Below are 14,984 nucleotides of genomic sequence, written 5' to 3' on the forward strand. Positions count from 1 at the left end.
GGTGCGCGACTTCGGCACGTTATCCGGTACATCGCCCAGGCCGGTGCAGTGACCGCCGCCTGGCGGCCGGCATGAGCGCCGTGCCGCAGGTCACCGCCCTTCGCGGCGGACACGTCACGCTCGCCGCGGCCGCCGACGCCTTTCTGGCCACGCCGCGCACGGCCGCCTATGCCTCGGCCATCGACCGCGTCATCACCCGGCTCGGCCGCGACCGGCCACTCGCCCACGTCACCGATACCGCGATCGGCGCCGCGCTCACCGAGCTGTGGGGCGCGAGCGCGCCGGCGACCTGGAACCGCAACCGCGCCGCCGTCACCTCCTGGCTCGCCTGGTGCCAGGCCAAGAAGCACTCAGCCGCCCCGTCGGTCCCGGCCGACGCCGAACGCCGCAAGGAGAGCGCCGACGAGACCCGCGCGGTCGCCAAGACCACGATTCACCGGCTGCTGTCGCGCCGTGATGTCCCGCTCCGGGAGAAGACGCTGTGGCGGATGCTGTACGAGACCGCCGCTCGGGCCGCCGAGATCCTCGCCCTCAACGTCGAGGACCTCGACCTGGAGCACCGGCGCGCCCCCGTCCGCTCCAAGGGCGGCGCCATCGAATGGGTGTACTGGGACAGCGGCACCGCAGAACGCCGCCCCGTCCCCGCCCGTCGCCCGGCCGCCGGCGGCATCTGCCCGCACACCGGCCGCGCCCGCCTCGGCTACGACCGCGCCCGCGTCCTGCTGGACACCTACGCCGGCCTCGACCTGCACCACCTACGCCACTCCGCCGCCACCCATCTCGGCGAGGCCGAGGTCCCGCTGCAGCTCATCATGGGCAAGACCCGGCACAAGAACCCCCGCACCGCCATGCGCTACGTCCAACCCGGCGCCGACGCCATCGCCAAGGTCACCGAGGTCCTGGCACCCCGCCGCCGTACCCACTGATCAACCGAGTGGCGGCTCGCCGGAGCTATTGGAGTTCCGGGCCTCATTGGCGTGTTGGGCCTGCTCTTGAGGCTGCCGGGTCTCGTTGTGTTGCCTCGCTTGCCGGCGCAGTTCGGCGAGCTCGTGGCGGATGAGGTTCATCAGGCGGTCGGCGTCGGGCATGGCCGCGTCGAACATCCCTGCGAACAGCATGACGGTACCGAGTTGGGTGATGACGATGGAGCCGACGGATCCAGCGAGCAGAGGCGGTATCACGAACGTGCCATGAGATCCGGGCAACTCGTCGCACCGGCCGGGGACAGACACCACCAGCCTGCCGCGGAACAGCCGGCGGACCAGGGGCGAGACCAGGCTGATGAAGGCGTGAGCCAGCGGCACGGGTGTCCGGTAGAGCTGCCTGTTGGCCTCACGGCGCCGGCTGAGCTTTGCGGGAGTCATCTCGTCCATGACCCGTCGCAACCGGCCCAGCGGGGAGGCCTCGGCGCAGGGCAGGGTCACGGGCATCATGGCCAACTGGTTGCCCAGCAAGCCGTCGCCGCGCGCCCTGATGTTGATCGGCAGTTCGACGACCGGCTCCGCCGGAGTCCGGCGGGACTGGCGCAGCCACAGCGCCGGGTCCAGGGCGCGTACAGCCCCGGCCACGAGAGCCACGCTGATCTGGGCCCTGCTGGCGCCGGTGTCGTGGCCGATCTCCTTGTAGGCGGCGAGGTCGAGACGGACGAGATGTATCTGGCGGCCTTGCGCACGAACGCCGGCGGGCGGACGCCAGTGGGACCTGCGCATCAGCTTCCAGGCATCGCGCAGCACGTCGAACGTGATGCCCACGGGTGTGACCTTCGGGGAGGCTCCGGGCGCGGGAGGCGGCACGGTGCTGCCGTGAGCGAAGGCCAGGATCGTGCCGATGAGGGCCACACCGTCCTGGAAGACATGATGGGCCCGGTAACACAGGACGTGCTCGTCCTCGGCGTGGCCGTGCAGGATCAGCATGTTCCACAGCGGCCGGTCCCGGGGAAGCGGCCGATCGCGAAAGATCTCGACGACGGCCTGATGGACGTCTTGGCCGCGCGGGATCTCGCAGAGGTCGACATGGTGGGCGGGGTCGAAGCCGGGGTCGACTTCCCAGCGGGCATGTCGTCCCGTCCCCGTCAGGCGGTAGGTCAGGACGGGGGCACGAGCAGCCATGTCGGCGAGCAGCGCCTGGAAGTCCGCGACAGCGGGAGGAGGGCCCGGCAGGAAGGTGGCGGCCCCGATGTGCATGTAGGAGTCGTCGACGCCGGCGCCTGCCGTCAGGGTCACACGATCTCCGAGGGATAGGGGCACCGTCAGCAACGGTGCCGTGCTCCCGGCGGAGCTCTCCGGAGCTTCACTGTCTGTAATCAACATGCTGCCGTGTGTAGCATATTGATGGCGGATCCGTGGCGGACTCTTGATATGGCGACAGCTTTGCTGTGCCCACCTTGCCGAACAGACCGAAAAGAGTTGATCTGTGCTGCTCAAGGCGCGGTGGCCGAAACGACGAGAGCTGCAGCAGGGGGCGACGGCGCGGCCCCGCCGGCCGGTCTCCCTTCCGCCGGCACCCGCTTTGGGGGTCTTCGGTCTGGTGGGGCGCTTCGCCACGCGGCACAAATGGTCGGTGATCGGCGCGTGGCTCGTCTTGCTGCTCGGTTCGATGGTGCTGCTGCCGGGCCTGTTGGCCACACTGGCGACGCCCTCGCTGCGCGTGGAGGGCTCCCCGTCGGCGCGGGCGGCCGAGACGATGACGCGCGGGTTCCCCTCGTGGGGAGAAGAGCAGTACGTCGTGACGTTCCGGTCGTCCACCTTGGCAGCCGAGGATCCCGCCTACGTCAACGCCGTCACCGCCGGGCTGCGGGCGCTGGCCGCTCAGCCGGGGGTAGGAGCGGTGCAGGCGCTGCCACCCGGCGACCGGCAGGATCGGCGCCACCTGTACGCGATGGCCGGGATCGGCGGCGACGACCGCGTACGGCAGCGTCGCCTGCCCGGTCAACGCGACGCCCTCCGACGGGCGACGGCTGAGGCGTCGGGAGGCCGAGTCGAGGCGGCCCTGGTCGGGATGACTCCCGTACTCGAGCAGGTCAAGGACGCCGATCTCGCCGACCTGCGCCTGTCCGAGGTCGTTGCCGTGCCGGTGTCCCTGCTGGCCCTGCTGCTCGGGTTGGGTGTGGTCGGGGCCGCGCTGATCCCGTTGGCCGTCGCGGGGACCGTGGTCGGGGTGACAGTCGGCGTGCTGGCCGTCGCCAATGTGAGCGGCGCGCTGCCGGTCGACACTCTGATGCTGACCGTGGCCTGCTCGTCGGCGCTGGCGTGGGGCCTGGACTACTCGCTGCTCATCTTGCTGCGTCACCGGCAGGCGGTGGCGGACGCCGACCAGGTCCACGCCTCCCAAATCCATGCCTCGGTGGACGCGGCTGGCCGCACCGTGGCGTGGTGCGCGGTCGCCATGGTCGTCATGGCCTGCTGCCTGCTCACCGTCAGGGCCGAGAGCGCCAGAACACTCGCGTTCTCCGCCGTTGTCGCGGCAGTGGTTGCGATGGCCGCGGCGCTGACGCTGCTCCCGGCGACACTGGCCGTAGCGGGAAGGTGGCTGGAGTTCGGCGCCCTGCGCCGACGGGGAAGACGATCGGCTGAAGGGGCCGGCGACACGGGTGGTGGAGTGTCGGAAGCCCCGGGAGGCTGGGAACGGTGGGCCAGGCATCTCATGCGCCGCCCGTGGCCTTATGCGCTGGCCGCATCGGCAGTCCTATTGCTCGCCGCGGCCCCCGCGCTCGGCGTCCGGCTCGGCATCGATTTCGATCGTCCGTCCTTTGCCCGCTCTCCCTCCGGGTGGGGCCTGACGCAGATGGAACGCGACGGGGTCGCCGCGGTGAACACCGCGAGTCCGCGCGAGTATCGGCGCGGCTGATCCCAGTACTGGTGGCGCCATCCGCGCAAGGCTCCGGCCAGCACCGCCAAATCGACATGGACCGCTCTCTCCCCGGTCGCGGCAGCGATCTTCCAGTTAGGCTCCCACCGAGCGCGGTCACGGCCGCGACCGCCTACCAGACGGTAGCTGAGCCCGGCACTCCGAGCGGTCCCCTCGGCCAGCAGCCGCCGCATCTGTTCATGATCTGGTGCAGCTCCAGGCAGCATCGCGGCGCCGCCCGCCACGATCTGCAAGCCGGGAATCCGCTCCCTCGCGTAGGCCATGATCTGGTCGGCCAACACCAGAGAGACATGCGTCGCCCCAGCGGAGCTTCCTCTTCCCACGCCACAGCCAAGATTACCTGTCGGACTTAGCATGTCACTGTATGTAGCAGATCCTGGTGGAGGCCGCGCACGAAACCACACGCCTTTCTCCCGCAGGCAAGCTTGCCGCCTGGGACGACAATCGTCCTCGCCATATGGACGATCGCCGGCGTGACGGCAGTCCTACTCCTCCCGTCATGGCTCTCGGGGATGCGCCCGCGCCAGCGGAACTGCCTGGCTCGGACTCAGCATGCGCCGTGGCGTTGATCGAACGCAGATTTCCCGACTACGGGCACGAACAGATGCTGCGGTTTCGGTCACGTTGCATGCCCTCGCCACTCGCCAAACTGGCGCCTAATTAGCGGCGAGCCGACTTCGAGATCGTGCCAGCATGCTTTCGCTTGGCGAGCAGAATCACGCACAGGAAGGACCTCTCATAGGCGGACGTGCCATCGACATCCATGCGAACAAGGACTGGCAGGACACCGGGTTCACACTGCCGGCGCACGAGGAGAACACCGGGTGGATCCTGAGGGCGGAGGGCGCCTGGTGCTTCAACACCGCCGAGCGGGACTTCGCCACACGCAACGCCGACGCCCGCAAACCGAACAGCGGCGCCTTCTTCGATGCCAGCACGACCGGCCGCGCCGAGTACCCCTACCACGGCGAGGCCGGCCAGGTCGGGCAACTGATCGGGCGTTGGGGCAAGGACGGACAGCCGTTCGTGATCGGCACGCACGCCAACCTCGAAAACAGCGAGAGCGCCGACGGAAGCACCCTGTGGCTGAGGATCAATGACGACGACAACGGCCTGCGCGACAACGACGGGCACCTGACCGTCACCATCGCCACCTATGACCGCACCAGGCGCACCCAGTGGAACAGCGTCGAGCAGCGGTGGGAGTACTCAGACCACCACTCGCCCGTCAAGTAGGCGCCCCCGACAGCCGGACGCGCCACGGAGCGGGTGTCACCGGGCGCTCGAACGGTATTGGCCCGACCGTGAAAGCGTGCCGTGCCCAGGGGCCGCGCCGAGCTCATCCGGACTGGGCCGCGCCGAACATCCGGGGCCCTTGTCGCTGATGGCCCTGCTGCGGGTCGGCATCGCAATGTCAGGTATGGCCGGAGTACGACAGAAGCACCGCGTGGTGAAGACGCCCTGGTGTCAGTGCTTGCGCCGTCGGGCAGCGAGTCGTGCTCGGCCTTGCTACCGCCGTCTCGCCAAATGAGTCACCGTCTTCATGACAGCTTGCCGAACTGGACGCCGTCCGAGCCTTGGGAAAGCGTCACCGATCAGCGCGAACTCTCAGATCCTCATGACCGCCCATCAATCTGAGGCCCGTTTCCGCCCGTGTGGCAGTTACTCCTCATGGACTGGACTTGCCAACCTTCCGGCGAGCAGGCCGGGCCTGCTTAGGCGACGACGGGTTCGCCGCTCAGCGCGACACCGGCCCGGCGCAGCTCGTCCAACGCGGTGCGCGTGGTGTCGGCAGCGACGCCGGCTGTGTAGTCGAGCAGGACCTGAACCGTGAAGCCCGCGCGCGCTCCGTCCAGCGCGGTGGCCTTCACGCAGTGGTCGGTCGCGATGCCCACGACATCGAGGTCGGTGACGTCACGGGCCTTCAGCCAGGCGGACAGCGTCTCGCCTTCCTGAGTAAAGCCCTCGAAACCGCTCTTGGAGGCGGAGTGAGCACCCTTGAAGAACACCTCGTCGACGTGCCCGGAGGCGACGGCGGGCGCGAAATCCGGATGGAACTCGCCTCCCTCACTACCGACGACGCAATGCACGGGGAACGAGTCCTGGAAGTCGGGATTGTCGGAGAAATGAGCGCCCGGATCGATGTGGTGGTCACGGGAGGCGACGACGAAGGCGTACTGCCCATCGGCGCGCCGGACCAGCTCGGCGATGGCGGCAGCCCGATCCGCGCCACCCTTCACCGGAACGCTGCCGCCCTCGCAGAAGTCCTTCTGTACATCGACGATGATCAGTGCACGATTCACGGACAATCCCCTTTCTCCAGCTGTAGCTGTCCTGCGGACACCCTTCCGGCCGGCGGGCACACCACTCCCTGGATGCCCCGCCGACCGGCGGCAACGCACGCATGGCAAGGCGGCTCACCGCTCCGGATCAAGCCACATCCGGCGACAGTGACGATTTGCACATGACTAATCACTATACGTGCTCGTTCTGGAGTGGCGGCAGGGGAAGGTGGTTTTGGTCATATCCGGCGGCCGTGTCTACAAGAGCTTGTATGTACTGGCGCCGATCGACGATGAGGGCATGCGGCGCCAGCATCAAGCACATCCGCAACCTCCAGGAGGGCCGGCTGACGCTAGAGCCGCTCAGATGGCCGGATGAGGACGGCCGGTCGAGGCCGCCTCCAGCGCGCGGCGGCCAGGCGGGCGCCGAATCGCAACCTCCGCCCCCTTACGCTCGCGCGGACTCAGCCGGGCGTCCACCCCCGATCGCCCCGTCCACCTGCAACGCCGTGCTGAGCGCCTGATCCCCAGCCCATAGGCGGCCCCTGTCGATCCACACCACCACCTCCCGGGGCTGTGGCGTCGACGCCGGGCAACACCCCCACCACCTCGCTGCTACTGGGCGGCGGGCTGAGCAGCAGCAGCGGCACCTCAAGCGCACGGGCCGGCTGAACAGCTCCACGTGCTCAGCGCGCGGCCTCGCTCGGCTCGACCACACTCGCCGGGTCAAGATCGGCACGCGGCGTAGCAACCGGCAAGGATGCCGATGGCGGCCGTGCTCGGTAGGCCTCGCTGTAGTCCTGGGAAATTTCCAATGGATTTGCCTGACCTGCGCTGATGCGGGCCTGTTCAGTTTGTTGATCACTTCCGCTACGGTTCGTACGGTCCTGACCGGCGGCGGTGTGGGGGTGGTCGATGTCGACCCGGATGTTCTCCGAAGACCAGTTGGAGCGGTTGCGATCCTACCCTGATATCGGACGGGACGATCTGATCCGGTACTTCACCCTGACGCCTGCCGATGTCGCCTTCATCGACCCGGGCCGTGGGCGGGGCCCGGCCGACCGATTAGGTCTTGCCGTCCAGCTCGCCACGTTGCCTTGGTTGGGGTTCGTCCCGGATGAGGTGGGCTCGGCTCCGCAGGTGGCGGTGGCCCGGCTGGCCGAGCGGCTCGGGGTGGATCCGGCCGTTCTCGCCGAGTACGGTCAGCGGGAGCAGACACGCAGCGATCATCTGCGGTTGGTGGCCGGCTATCTGGGCTGGAAGAGCGCTCCGGCCGGGAGCACGGCGATGAAGGAGCTTGAGCAGTTCCTGCTGGACCGGGCCATGGAGCACGACTCGCCGACGTTGCTGTTCAACCTGGCCACCGAGTATCTGATGGCGGCCAAGACGATCCGGCCGGGCGTGACGACGCTGGCCAAGATGGTGGCCACTGCCCGGACCAGCGCCACCGCGCTGACCCGCCTCCGCATCTCATGGCGGAGATCAGGGAGCGGGAGGCCGTCCTGTGGGAGCGGATCGCGGCGGGCCCGCACGCCAACCGGGACGCGAAGAAGTACGCCGCCAAGGCGCGCGAGACCGCCGCCACCTACCGAGCCCAGGACGCTCACGCCAAGTCGATTGCCGACACCCAGACCCCGGCCCAGCACGCCAGCGAGCACGAACGGCGCTGGCCCAAGGAGATCTACGGCCCGTACCGGGTGTTCCCCGACCTGGCCACCGCCCGCGACTGGTGCGCCCACTGCAACGTCTGGATTGGACCTGGTGAGAGCCCGTCCCAATAACGGTGTCGCACGCGGCTTGTGTTACGCAGTTACGGCAAAGTTGCCGTAACTGCGTGACGGAACGCAAAACAGCCGACCGTCACAGCCCTCGGAAGGGATGCGATGACGACGAACCACCCGCAGGCCGAAGGCACGCGCCGGTGCGCCTCCCCGCTGTGCCGCAAGATGCTGCCCGCCGACGCCTCCGCCCGCCGCCGCTACTGCTCGGGGGCCTGCCGCCAGGCCGCCTGGCGCATCGACAACCCGGTCGCCGTTCCTGCGCCCGTCCGGCCACGCCCGCACGATCTGGCGGCGCTGGAGGACGACGTGCGCCGGCGCGCCGTCCACCTGGCCGTCCACGCTCAGCACATCGCCGACCCCCTCGCCAGCACTGGCAAGCAGGCGGTCGCGCTGCGCACTCTGCCCGCCCTGGTGGACGACCTGCTGGCCGCCCACGTCGCCGTCCGCCGCGCTGCTGGGGACACCTGGGAGTGGATCGGCCAGACCCTGACGATGCACCCCGACACCGTCCGGCGCCGCTTCGGCCGGTCCCAGGCCGACGCTGACGCTGACGTCGGCCGTGGCGAGGAACTCGGCGAGGAGGCCGGCCCGGCACCCGACGCCGCCGCGCCGAGCTCGGCGCGCGAGTCGGCGCTCGAAGAACCGGCGGTTCGCACCGACCGGGCCAGGCCACGCCCGCGCCCTTCGACGGCCGCCAGGCCCTCACTGAGACGTCCGGCGAAGGCCTCGCTGGGCAGGGCGCGTCAGTCGTTCCACCAGCAGCGCAGGAGGCTGGGACGGTCCCGGCCGCGCCGGTGCCGGACCTGTACCTGGCGCGCCTGGACGGCGAGAACTGTCTCCTCCTGGTCGAACGAGGCCCGAGTGGCGTGGCTGCACGCCGCCGCCCCCGGCGGCTGGCAGATCCATGACCGTGACGGGCAGCTCGTCACCACGCTTCCCGCCGACACCGCGCACGGGCTCAATGTGGGGATCGGGCTGAACCTCGCCCAGCTCGCAGCGGCCGCGCTGGGCATCGGCGGCGCCGACCGCGCGGCGATGGCGGTCGGCCCGCTCCAAGACGACCGCGGCCGGACGATGGACACCTCGCCGGCGGCGCTGGCGTCCTGGAGCCTGCTCAAGGGCCGCGAGCCCGGCCGCACCGACGTGATCGTGCGCAGCCGCTGCGTCGGCTGGCTGCAGCGCGACTCCCGCGGCCGCGACGTCGCCTGCACGCTGGACGGCCCCGTGCCCGGATCGGCCAGCACCAACCGGGTCCAGGCCGTGACCGCGCTGCTGGCCGCGCTTGTCGCCCCCGCGCCTCTGCCCGAGCTGGGGCCCGAGGCCCGCGCTGCCCGCCGGCCGCGCGCCCGCTCGCCGCGGGAACGGCCGATCTGCCCCTTCACCCCGGCGCAACTGGCCGCCGCCGCGCTGGCCGACAACCTGCCGCGCCTGGCAGACGGCTCCTACCGGGTGCACATCCACGACGGCTACGACGACACCGAGCTGGGCCGCGTCTACCGCTCCGGCCGTCGCTGGCAGGCCCTGGACCCTAACGGGCGCGTCGTCGTGCACCGCGCCGACACCCGTACCGAGGCCGTCGACCAGTTGCTCGCCACTCCCGGCCCACTCTTCGGCGACCCCGCCGACACCGTCCTGCACGACCTATGACCCGTACGTGGGCGTCGAAGGTGGCGACCGCGCCATCGAGAAGTCCGGCGAGCTCGTCGTCGCCCAGCGCGGTGATGTCCTCAGGAAGCTCGAAAGGGTCCACGTCGGCTCTCTCTCGGGTGAGAGGTGAGAGCCCGGCCCACAACCAGTGGCGATGATCCTGATGCTAGCTAGCGCACGGCCTACGCCAGAGGCTGAAGACCATGCCCGCAGGTTAGCTGGTGGCGATCATGCTGATCTGCGCCTGCTCGGCCCGCCGCCTGCGCTCCAGCAACGAGTCCGGGAACTACGAGCCTTCGCGCAGGTTCGAAAATGGCCAGCTCGATTGAGCGGGGGCCGATGCTTGGAGGACGAGCAACGCGTTGCTCCGGTGTGGCCTCCCTTGTGGGTCACTGCCGTCATGAGGAACGTCGCAAGGCGAGCTATGGCCGCCTGACCGCTCGGCGCCTCGACCGGCGGGCCGAGGCGTCCTCCAGCTTTGGCGTAAGGACCCAGTCAGCGCTTGGCTCTGGCTAGCTTGAAGACCCTTCTATGCTCCTTCCAGCGAACGGACCTGATTCGGTCACGCACCTTGTCGAGGGGGACTGAATCTGCCTTGTCTTCGGGGTCTGCGCCCCCATCGGTCTTGGCATGTTTGGCGCGAGGTTCGCCTGGCTTGTGCCATTCGTCGATGACGTCGGCCTGGTCGCGTAACCTGAGCGCTGACGCCTTGACGTACTCCTTGAGGTGGTCGTGCCAGTCGCCGATGTGCGACTCGAGCACGTCTGCTGCGGTCCTCCGAGCCTTGATCGACTTTTTGTACTGGTTCTTCTCCTCGAATTCCTCCTGCACCAGCTCCGCTTCTAGACTCAAGGCGGTGCCGTCGTACACCTGATTCAAGGTGCCGTCGGGCCTTTCCCTGCCGCCCCCGCGGTCTCCCGCGTTGACCGTGGCGAAGGGGAGCATGTTCCGGAACTTCAAGTACCACTCGGCGGCCTGCTGGACGTCGCCGGCCTTCAGGACCTGCGATGCCGCATTGAAGACGGATAACAGCTGGCCGCCTTTGAGCTGAAGGCGGGGAAGCAGCGCGTCGAGTTTCATCACGTCCGACTTCAGATCTGTGATGACGGCCTCGTGTAGTGCCTCCAATTGTTTTGGTTGCTTGAGCATCTGCTCGACCGCCTGAATTTGGGTGATCCACGCGGTGGTGTGGCAGCCCATGCCGCCGACTCCTGCCGGTGCTGGGGCCCGGCCGTTGACTGTGAGTTCTCCGCCCGGCTTGTAGGTGACCACGAGCTGGTTTCGTTTGGTGTCGAGCACCCAGTGGTTGTTCATCGCGGGCGTCAGCCCGGGCATCGCCTGGATCCTTTTCTTGACCTCGCCCAGTAGCACGCCAAGTGGTTTGTCGTCCTTGAACGCGTCGTTGGTCAGCCCGTACCCCGTGTGGAGGTCTGCCTTGAGCCGTTCGGTCGCGGCCTCCTCAGGGGACGGGCTGAGGAAACCGGCGGCCTGGACGGAGGCCGGGTAGGCGGCGGCGACCATGCGCAGGTGCTTTTCGAGCAGCGCGGACAGAGCTAACTTGGCACGTTTGGCCGCGTGTTCGATCTCCGTCGTGATCCGCGACTTGTCTTGCTTGGCCAGCAGGATCTTCTGGTGTGCCTTGTAGGCGCAGTTCCAGATCTTTATCCGGTCGCCTTTCTTTTGCTTGTCGAACATGGCGTCGATCGTCTTGAAGACGTCGCGGATGCTGGTGACGGCGTCGTACACCGGCCGGTTGTTTCCTCGGAACTCCTCTTCCGCTCTTTTTATGTCCTTGTTCAGCCCCTCCCATACCTTTTTGTCTTCTTCCTTGTCTTTGGGAGGGGGGACGTAGCTCGTTGCCAAGAACGTCGCCTTTGCCGCCTCCCGGTTCTCCTCTATCGAGCCGAGGATTCCGGGAATGCCCAGTCCGGCGCTCAAATCGTCCAGCCTCTTGTACGGTGCGTCCAGGGAGGACTTGATCGTCGGGTCAGCGAGGTACTTGACATGTGCCCCGCGCTCGGCAGCGTCGAGGTCGAACAGCGCCCACAGCGCCTCGCGTAGTTCGTCGGCGTCGACAGGAACGGGCTCGGGGGCTTCAGGAGAGGAGGAGGCCGGTGGCGGAAGGTCCGGCACGGGGTGAGCCTTTTCGTACGCGATCAGTATCTGGCGCGGGCCGCCTTCACTTGATCCTATCGAGACTGGCCCGTCGGCCGGGACGGTGGCGAACGGAAGGTAGTTCAGGTAGGCGAGATGGTGTGCCACCGCCTTTCCCAGCCTCACTAGCGCCTCTCCTTCTTTGATGTTCGCGTTCGCCCTTCGCCTCTCCTTCTCAGTCGCCAATGCCAGCTCTTCGGCCGCGTCGACGTCCATCGAGTCGTAGACGGTGTCCATGTCATCGATGTCCATGTCGTCGTCGGTCTCCCGCGGTGCGGATGTCAGGTCCGCCATCGGGACGACTGCTCGCGGAAGCGGGGCAGGAGGGGTGGCTGTAACGGGCACTACATCCGGAGGCCGGAGGGCCACGGGATGAAGCGCCATGCTCGACGCCCGAAGCGGATCGGCGCTGAGCAGTGCTGCAGGAGCCGGCGGCGCGCCCGCGCTGAGCAGTGTTGCAGGAGCCGGCAGTGCACCCGGGTCGAGGATCGAAGCCGGAAGGACATCCGGCACCGCGCCAGCTCCCAGCAGCGCCTCAGCGCTCTTGAGAGCGTCCCGCTCCTTCTGGGCCTCTTCCCAGCTCTTCTTGGCCCCCGTCAGAAAGTAGATCGTGGCTTCGTGCCACATGGCGAGCCTCGGCTCCCGGACATCGCTTTCCTGAGGCTCGCCGCGAATCAAACTGAGGAGCCACCCCATATCAGATGTGTCGTCCTTGCTCCAGGCGTGGGCCTCTTCCTGCGTCGACCGCAGATGGTCGACCGCGTGGAGGAAGGGAAGGTCGTGGAGCGGCGCCAGCACCCCATCGACCAGAGCCTGCCAGGAGATCGTGTGGTCGCCCATCCGGCCGTTCTTGAAGGGAGTCGGGGTGCGCTGGCCTGGGCTGACCCGGATGGACGTGATCTTTTGGTCGGAACCGAGGATGACGTCGGGAACCAGCCGCACCTTCGTTTCGTACGTCGGCTCCGTCGCTGTGGTTTCCTCGGGATCACCTTCTTCCCGCAGGCGCTTCACTGGGTGCTCGGAGTGATGCCGTTGGAGTTGATCGCGGCTTTGTCGATCTGGTTGACGACCTGGGGAAGCGGGAAGAGCGCCCGGTAGTGCTGGACGGCCTTGTCATCGCCCTTGCGCAGCAGGTCGAGAGCGAGACGCTGGCGTTCGATCTCTGCTTCTTCTCGGTCGTTTTCCAGTTGTTTGGCGCGGATGGCTTCCTTTTGCAGTCCTGCGGAGTAGTCGTCGAGTCCGGTGCCGCGGCCGAGGAAGGTGTCGACGACGACGCCGTCGGTGCGCAGCACGTGTACGTCGGCGTTGATGATGACGCCGGGCACTTTGACCGGGGCGGGGTCGTCGGGGCGCTGGTAAGTGGAGGTGGCGTGCGGGTTGACCCGCAGGTGGCTGCGGTCGTTGCGGGTGAGAGTCTCGACGAAGTCGGGCCGGGGGGTGCCCTCGTGGTCGACCAGGTTGGCCAGTTCCTGGGCGATCGCCGCGCGGACGGTGTCCCGGTGGGCTTCCACGATGTACGTCTTCAGCAGCCAGTCGAGCTCCGGCAGGGGTACCTCGTGGCGGGATTCGGCGTAGCCGTTGAAGAAGGCCACCCGTACGTCCACCAGGTGCAGCAGGGTGATGTACTCCTGGTTCATCTGGCGGAAGACGAAGTTCAGCGTGCGTGAGACGTTGATGTTGCGCAGCAGCCGCTCGGTGGCCTGTTCCTCGCCGCTTTCCTCGGTGGACTGCATCTCGGTGTTGATCTGCATGTCGCGGCGTGAGGAGGCGCGGGCGGCGTTCTTGCCGACGGCGTTGCTGACGTTCTTGGCGAACTCCTCGCGCGAGCTGTTGGAGCTGCCGCGCACGCCGCCGGAGACGGAGACGCTGGCGCTGCCCCATCCCCAGGAGGCTTTTGCCTGGGCTGCGGCCTCGGCGTGGTATTCCAGTCCGCGGCTGCTGGCGTCCTGGGTGGACTGCTCGGCCAGCAGGCTGCGCTCGAACTCGCTCTCGGTGTCCTGGTTGGTGGAGTCGAGGATCGAAGCGGTCTCGTTGCGGGTGGTGCTGCTGCGTTTGTAGGAGCTGATCTTGATGGTGGTTTCCTCGCCGGGCAGCAGCGAGAACGTCTTGATCGTCCGGCCGACGCCGTACCGTGTCGAGAACGATGTCAGCCGGTAGTACTCCACCAGCAGCAGCGACGCGGAGCGGGCCACTGGCTCGGGGATGAACCGGTAGGCGACCTGGCCGCCGGTGTCGCGGTAGAGGGCCAACCGGTAGCCGGCCCGCCGGTAGGCCAAGAAGGCGCCCGCGTCCAGCTTCTTGAGCGCCTCCTGGATCGCGGCCAGCCCGAACCCGTCCTGGCCGGCCTGGATGCCGGGGAAGACCTGCCGGCTGAAGTAGCCCTTTTCCGCGGCCATCGTGAAGGCGTTCAGGATGTCGGTATCGGACATCACGTGCAGCGCGGCACGGCCCGGGTCCCCGTCGCCGAGCAGCGGGACCTCGTCGCGGTAGGTGATGGCCGGGGCCGACCCGGTCGTCCCTGCCATGCCGAACCCGGCCGCCAACTGCCGATAGCGGAACAGGAGCGACTGGAGCAACTGCACCTGGACGCCCATCGCGGTGATGGCCTCGTACTGGCCGAGCCCGTATTCGCCTAATTTCGCGCTGACATCCCGCACTGTATTACCGCCGCCGACCACCAGCCCGTCCGCCTCGGCCAGCGCGGACTCAGGGTTGCGCGCCAGGTGGTCGGCGACGGCCGTGATGTTCGGAACATGGACGCGGTGGAAGTTGGCCGTGTCCGACAGCCACTGGCGCGCCGCTTCGGGCCCGCTCCCCGCGCGTGCCTCCAGGTCCGCCACGACCGCGCTCTGCCGGTCGGCCAGGTCCCGTACGGCCTGGGTGATCTGCTCGATCAGCGGCGGCTCGGACGTGCCGGTGGGCGATGCGGGAGCGGGCGGCTCGGGCGGCGGGGCGAAGTAGTCGGCGGGGAAGTCGAGTTCGATGATCTGGGTGCCCTGGTAGCTGGTGGGCTCGGAGACCTCGTGGCTGAGCACGACGGCGGGATCGTCCTTCTGGGGCATGCGCCCTCCCTTGGCTAGAGTGACGTTTTGCGACAGAAAGTGCACGCACAGCCAAGCATGGAGATCTGGACCGTTCTAGGTCACGCTGAGGATACAGTTACCTACCGAAAGCAACGGCCTATTTGAGCGATCATGACGGTCTTCCGCCCGCAACAACGCTCTAGCACGCCAAGCGGCCAGTTGCCGCACAC

The 14,984-nt window shown here is 68.1% G+C and carries 10 protein-coding genes and 1 pseudogene; 7 read left to right on the top strand and 4 right to left on the bottom strand.

Translation table 11 applies throughout. The features are described from left to right. Positions 1-71: 71 nt before the first annotated feature. Positions 72-926, top strand: a complete 855-nt coding sequence (locus tag ACIBI9_RS49010; RefSeq protein WP_397233643.1) for a tyrosine-type recombinase/integrase — start codon at positions 72-74, stop codon at positions 924-926. Here ACIBI9_RS49010 and ACIBI9_RS49015 read toward each other — a convergent pair whose 3' ends face one another. Further along, entirely contained in the window at positions 927-2,222 is a 1,296-nt protein-coding gene (locus ACIBI9_RS49015) for a wax ester/triacylglycerol synthase domain-containing protein (protein ID WP_397233645.1), read from the bottom strand. A gap of 190 nt (positions 2,223-2,412) precedes the next feature. Between ACIBI9_RS49015 and ACIBI9_RS49020 the strand changes: the two genes are divergently transcribed. Both ACIBI9_RS49020 and ACIBI9_RS49025 read left to right on the top strand, forming a co-directional pair. After that, on the top strand, positions 2,413-3,846 hold the full coding sequence (locus tag ACIBI9_RS49020; protein WP_397233647.1) for an MMPL family transporter: 1,434 nt from the start codon (positions 2,413-2,415) through the stop codon (positions 3,844-3,846). Positions 3,847-4,560: 714 nt separating this feature from the next. Beyond that, entirely contained in the window at positions 4,561-5,103 is a 543-nt protein-coding gene (locus tag ACIBI9_RS49025) for a hypothetical protein (protein ID WP_397233649.1), read from the top strand. Positions 5,104-5,582: 479 nt separating this feature from the next. Here ACIBI9_RS49025 and ACIBI9_RS49030 read toward each other — a convergent pair whose 3' ends face one another. Beyond that, positions 5,583-6,170 (bottom strand): isochorismatase family protein, encoded by a 588-nt coding sequence (locus ACIBI9_RS49030; RefSeq protein WP_397233651.1) that lies wholly within the window; start codon positions 6,168-6,170, stop codon positions 5,583-5,585. A gap of 906 nt (positions 6,171-7,076) precedes the next feature. Between ACIBI9_RS49030 and ACIBI9_RS49035 the strand changes: the two are divergent. The 4 genes and pseudogenes from ACIBI9_RS49035 to ACIBI9_RS49050 form a co-directional block, all read left to right on the top strand. After that, positions 7,077-7,523: pseudogene (locus tag ACIBI9_RS49035) on the top strand (DUF4158 domain-containing protein); the annotation flags it as partial. Between the two features lie 98 nt (positions 7,524-7,621). Further along, positions 7,622-7,930 (top strand): hypothetical protein, encoded by a 309-nt coding sequence (locus ACIBI9_RS49040; RefSeq protein ID WP_397233736.1) that lies wholly within the window; start codon positions 7,622-7,624, stop codon positions 7,928-7,930. A gap of 102 nt (positions 7,931-8,032) precedes the next feature. Then, the gene (locus ACIBI9_RS49045; RefSeq protein ID WP_397233653.1) at positions 8,033-9,577 is read left to right on the top strand and encodes a hypothetical protein; all 1,545 of its coding nucleotides are present in this window, start codon (positions 8,033-8,035) and stop codon (positions 9,575-9,577) included. A gap of 7 nt (positions 9,578-9,584) precedes the next feature. Then, positions 9,585-9,707 (top strand): hypothetical protein, encoded by a 123-nt coding sequence (locus tag ACIBI9_RS49050; RefSeq protein ID WP_397233655.1) that lies wholly within the window; start codon positions 9,585-9,587, stop codon positions 9,705-9,707. Between the two features lie 365 nt (positions 9,708-10,072). Here ACIBI9_RS49050 and ACIBI9_RS49055 read toward each other — a convergent pair whose 3' ends face one another. Next, positions 10,073-12,742 (bottom strand): hypothetical protein, encoded by a 2,670-nt coding sequence (locus tag ACIBI9_RS49055; RefSeq protein ID WP_397233657.1) that lies wholly within the window; start codon positions 12,740-12,742, stop codon positions 10,073-10,075. Further along, positions 12,739-14,793 (bottom strand): hypothetical protein, encoded by a 2,055-nt coding sequence (locus ACIBI9_RS49060; RefSeq protein WP_397233659.1) that lies wholly within the window; start codon positions 14,791-14,793, stop codon positions 12,739-12,741. Before ACIBI9_RS49060 ends, ACIBI9_RS49055 begins: the two co-directional genes overlap by 4 nt. Positions 14,794-14,984 lie beyond the last annotated feature (191 nt).

It is taken from the genome of Nonomuraea sp. NPDC050451 (genome assembly GCF_044458585.1).

What these genes read in the sequence shown, in the direction of transcription:
- ACIBI9_RS49010 (WP_397233643.1), top strand. Translation starts at nt 72, where the DNA reads ATGAGCGCCGTGCCGCAGGTCACCGCCCTTCGCGGCGGACACGTCACG.
- ACIBI9_RS49025 (WP_397233649.1), top strand. Translation starts at nt 4,561, where the DNA reads ATGCTTTCGCTTGGCGAGCAGAATCACGCACAGGAAGGACCTCTCATA.
- ACIBI9_RS49045 (WP_397233653.1), top strand. Translation starts at nt 8,033, where the DNA reads ATGACGACGAACCACCCGCAGGCCGAAGGCACGCGCCGGTGCGCCTCC.
- ACIBI9_RS49060 (WP_397233659.1), bottom strand. Translation starts at nt 14,793, where the DNA reads ATGCCCCAGAAGGACGATCCCGCCGTCGTGCTCAGCCACGAGGTCTCC.
- ACIBI9_RS49040 (WP_397233736.1), top strand. Translation starts at nt 7,622, where the DNA reads ATGGCGGAGATCAGGGAGCGGGAGGCCGTCCTGTGGGAGCGGATCGCG.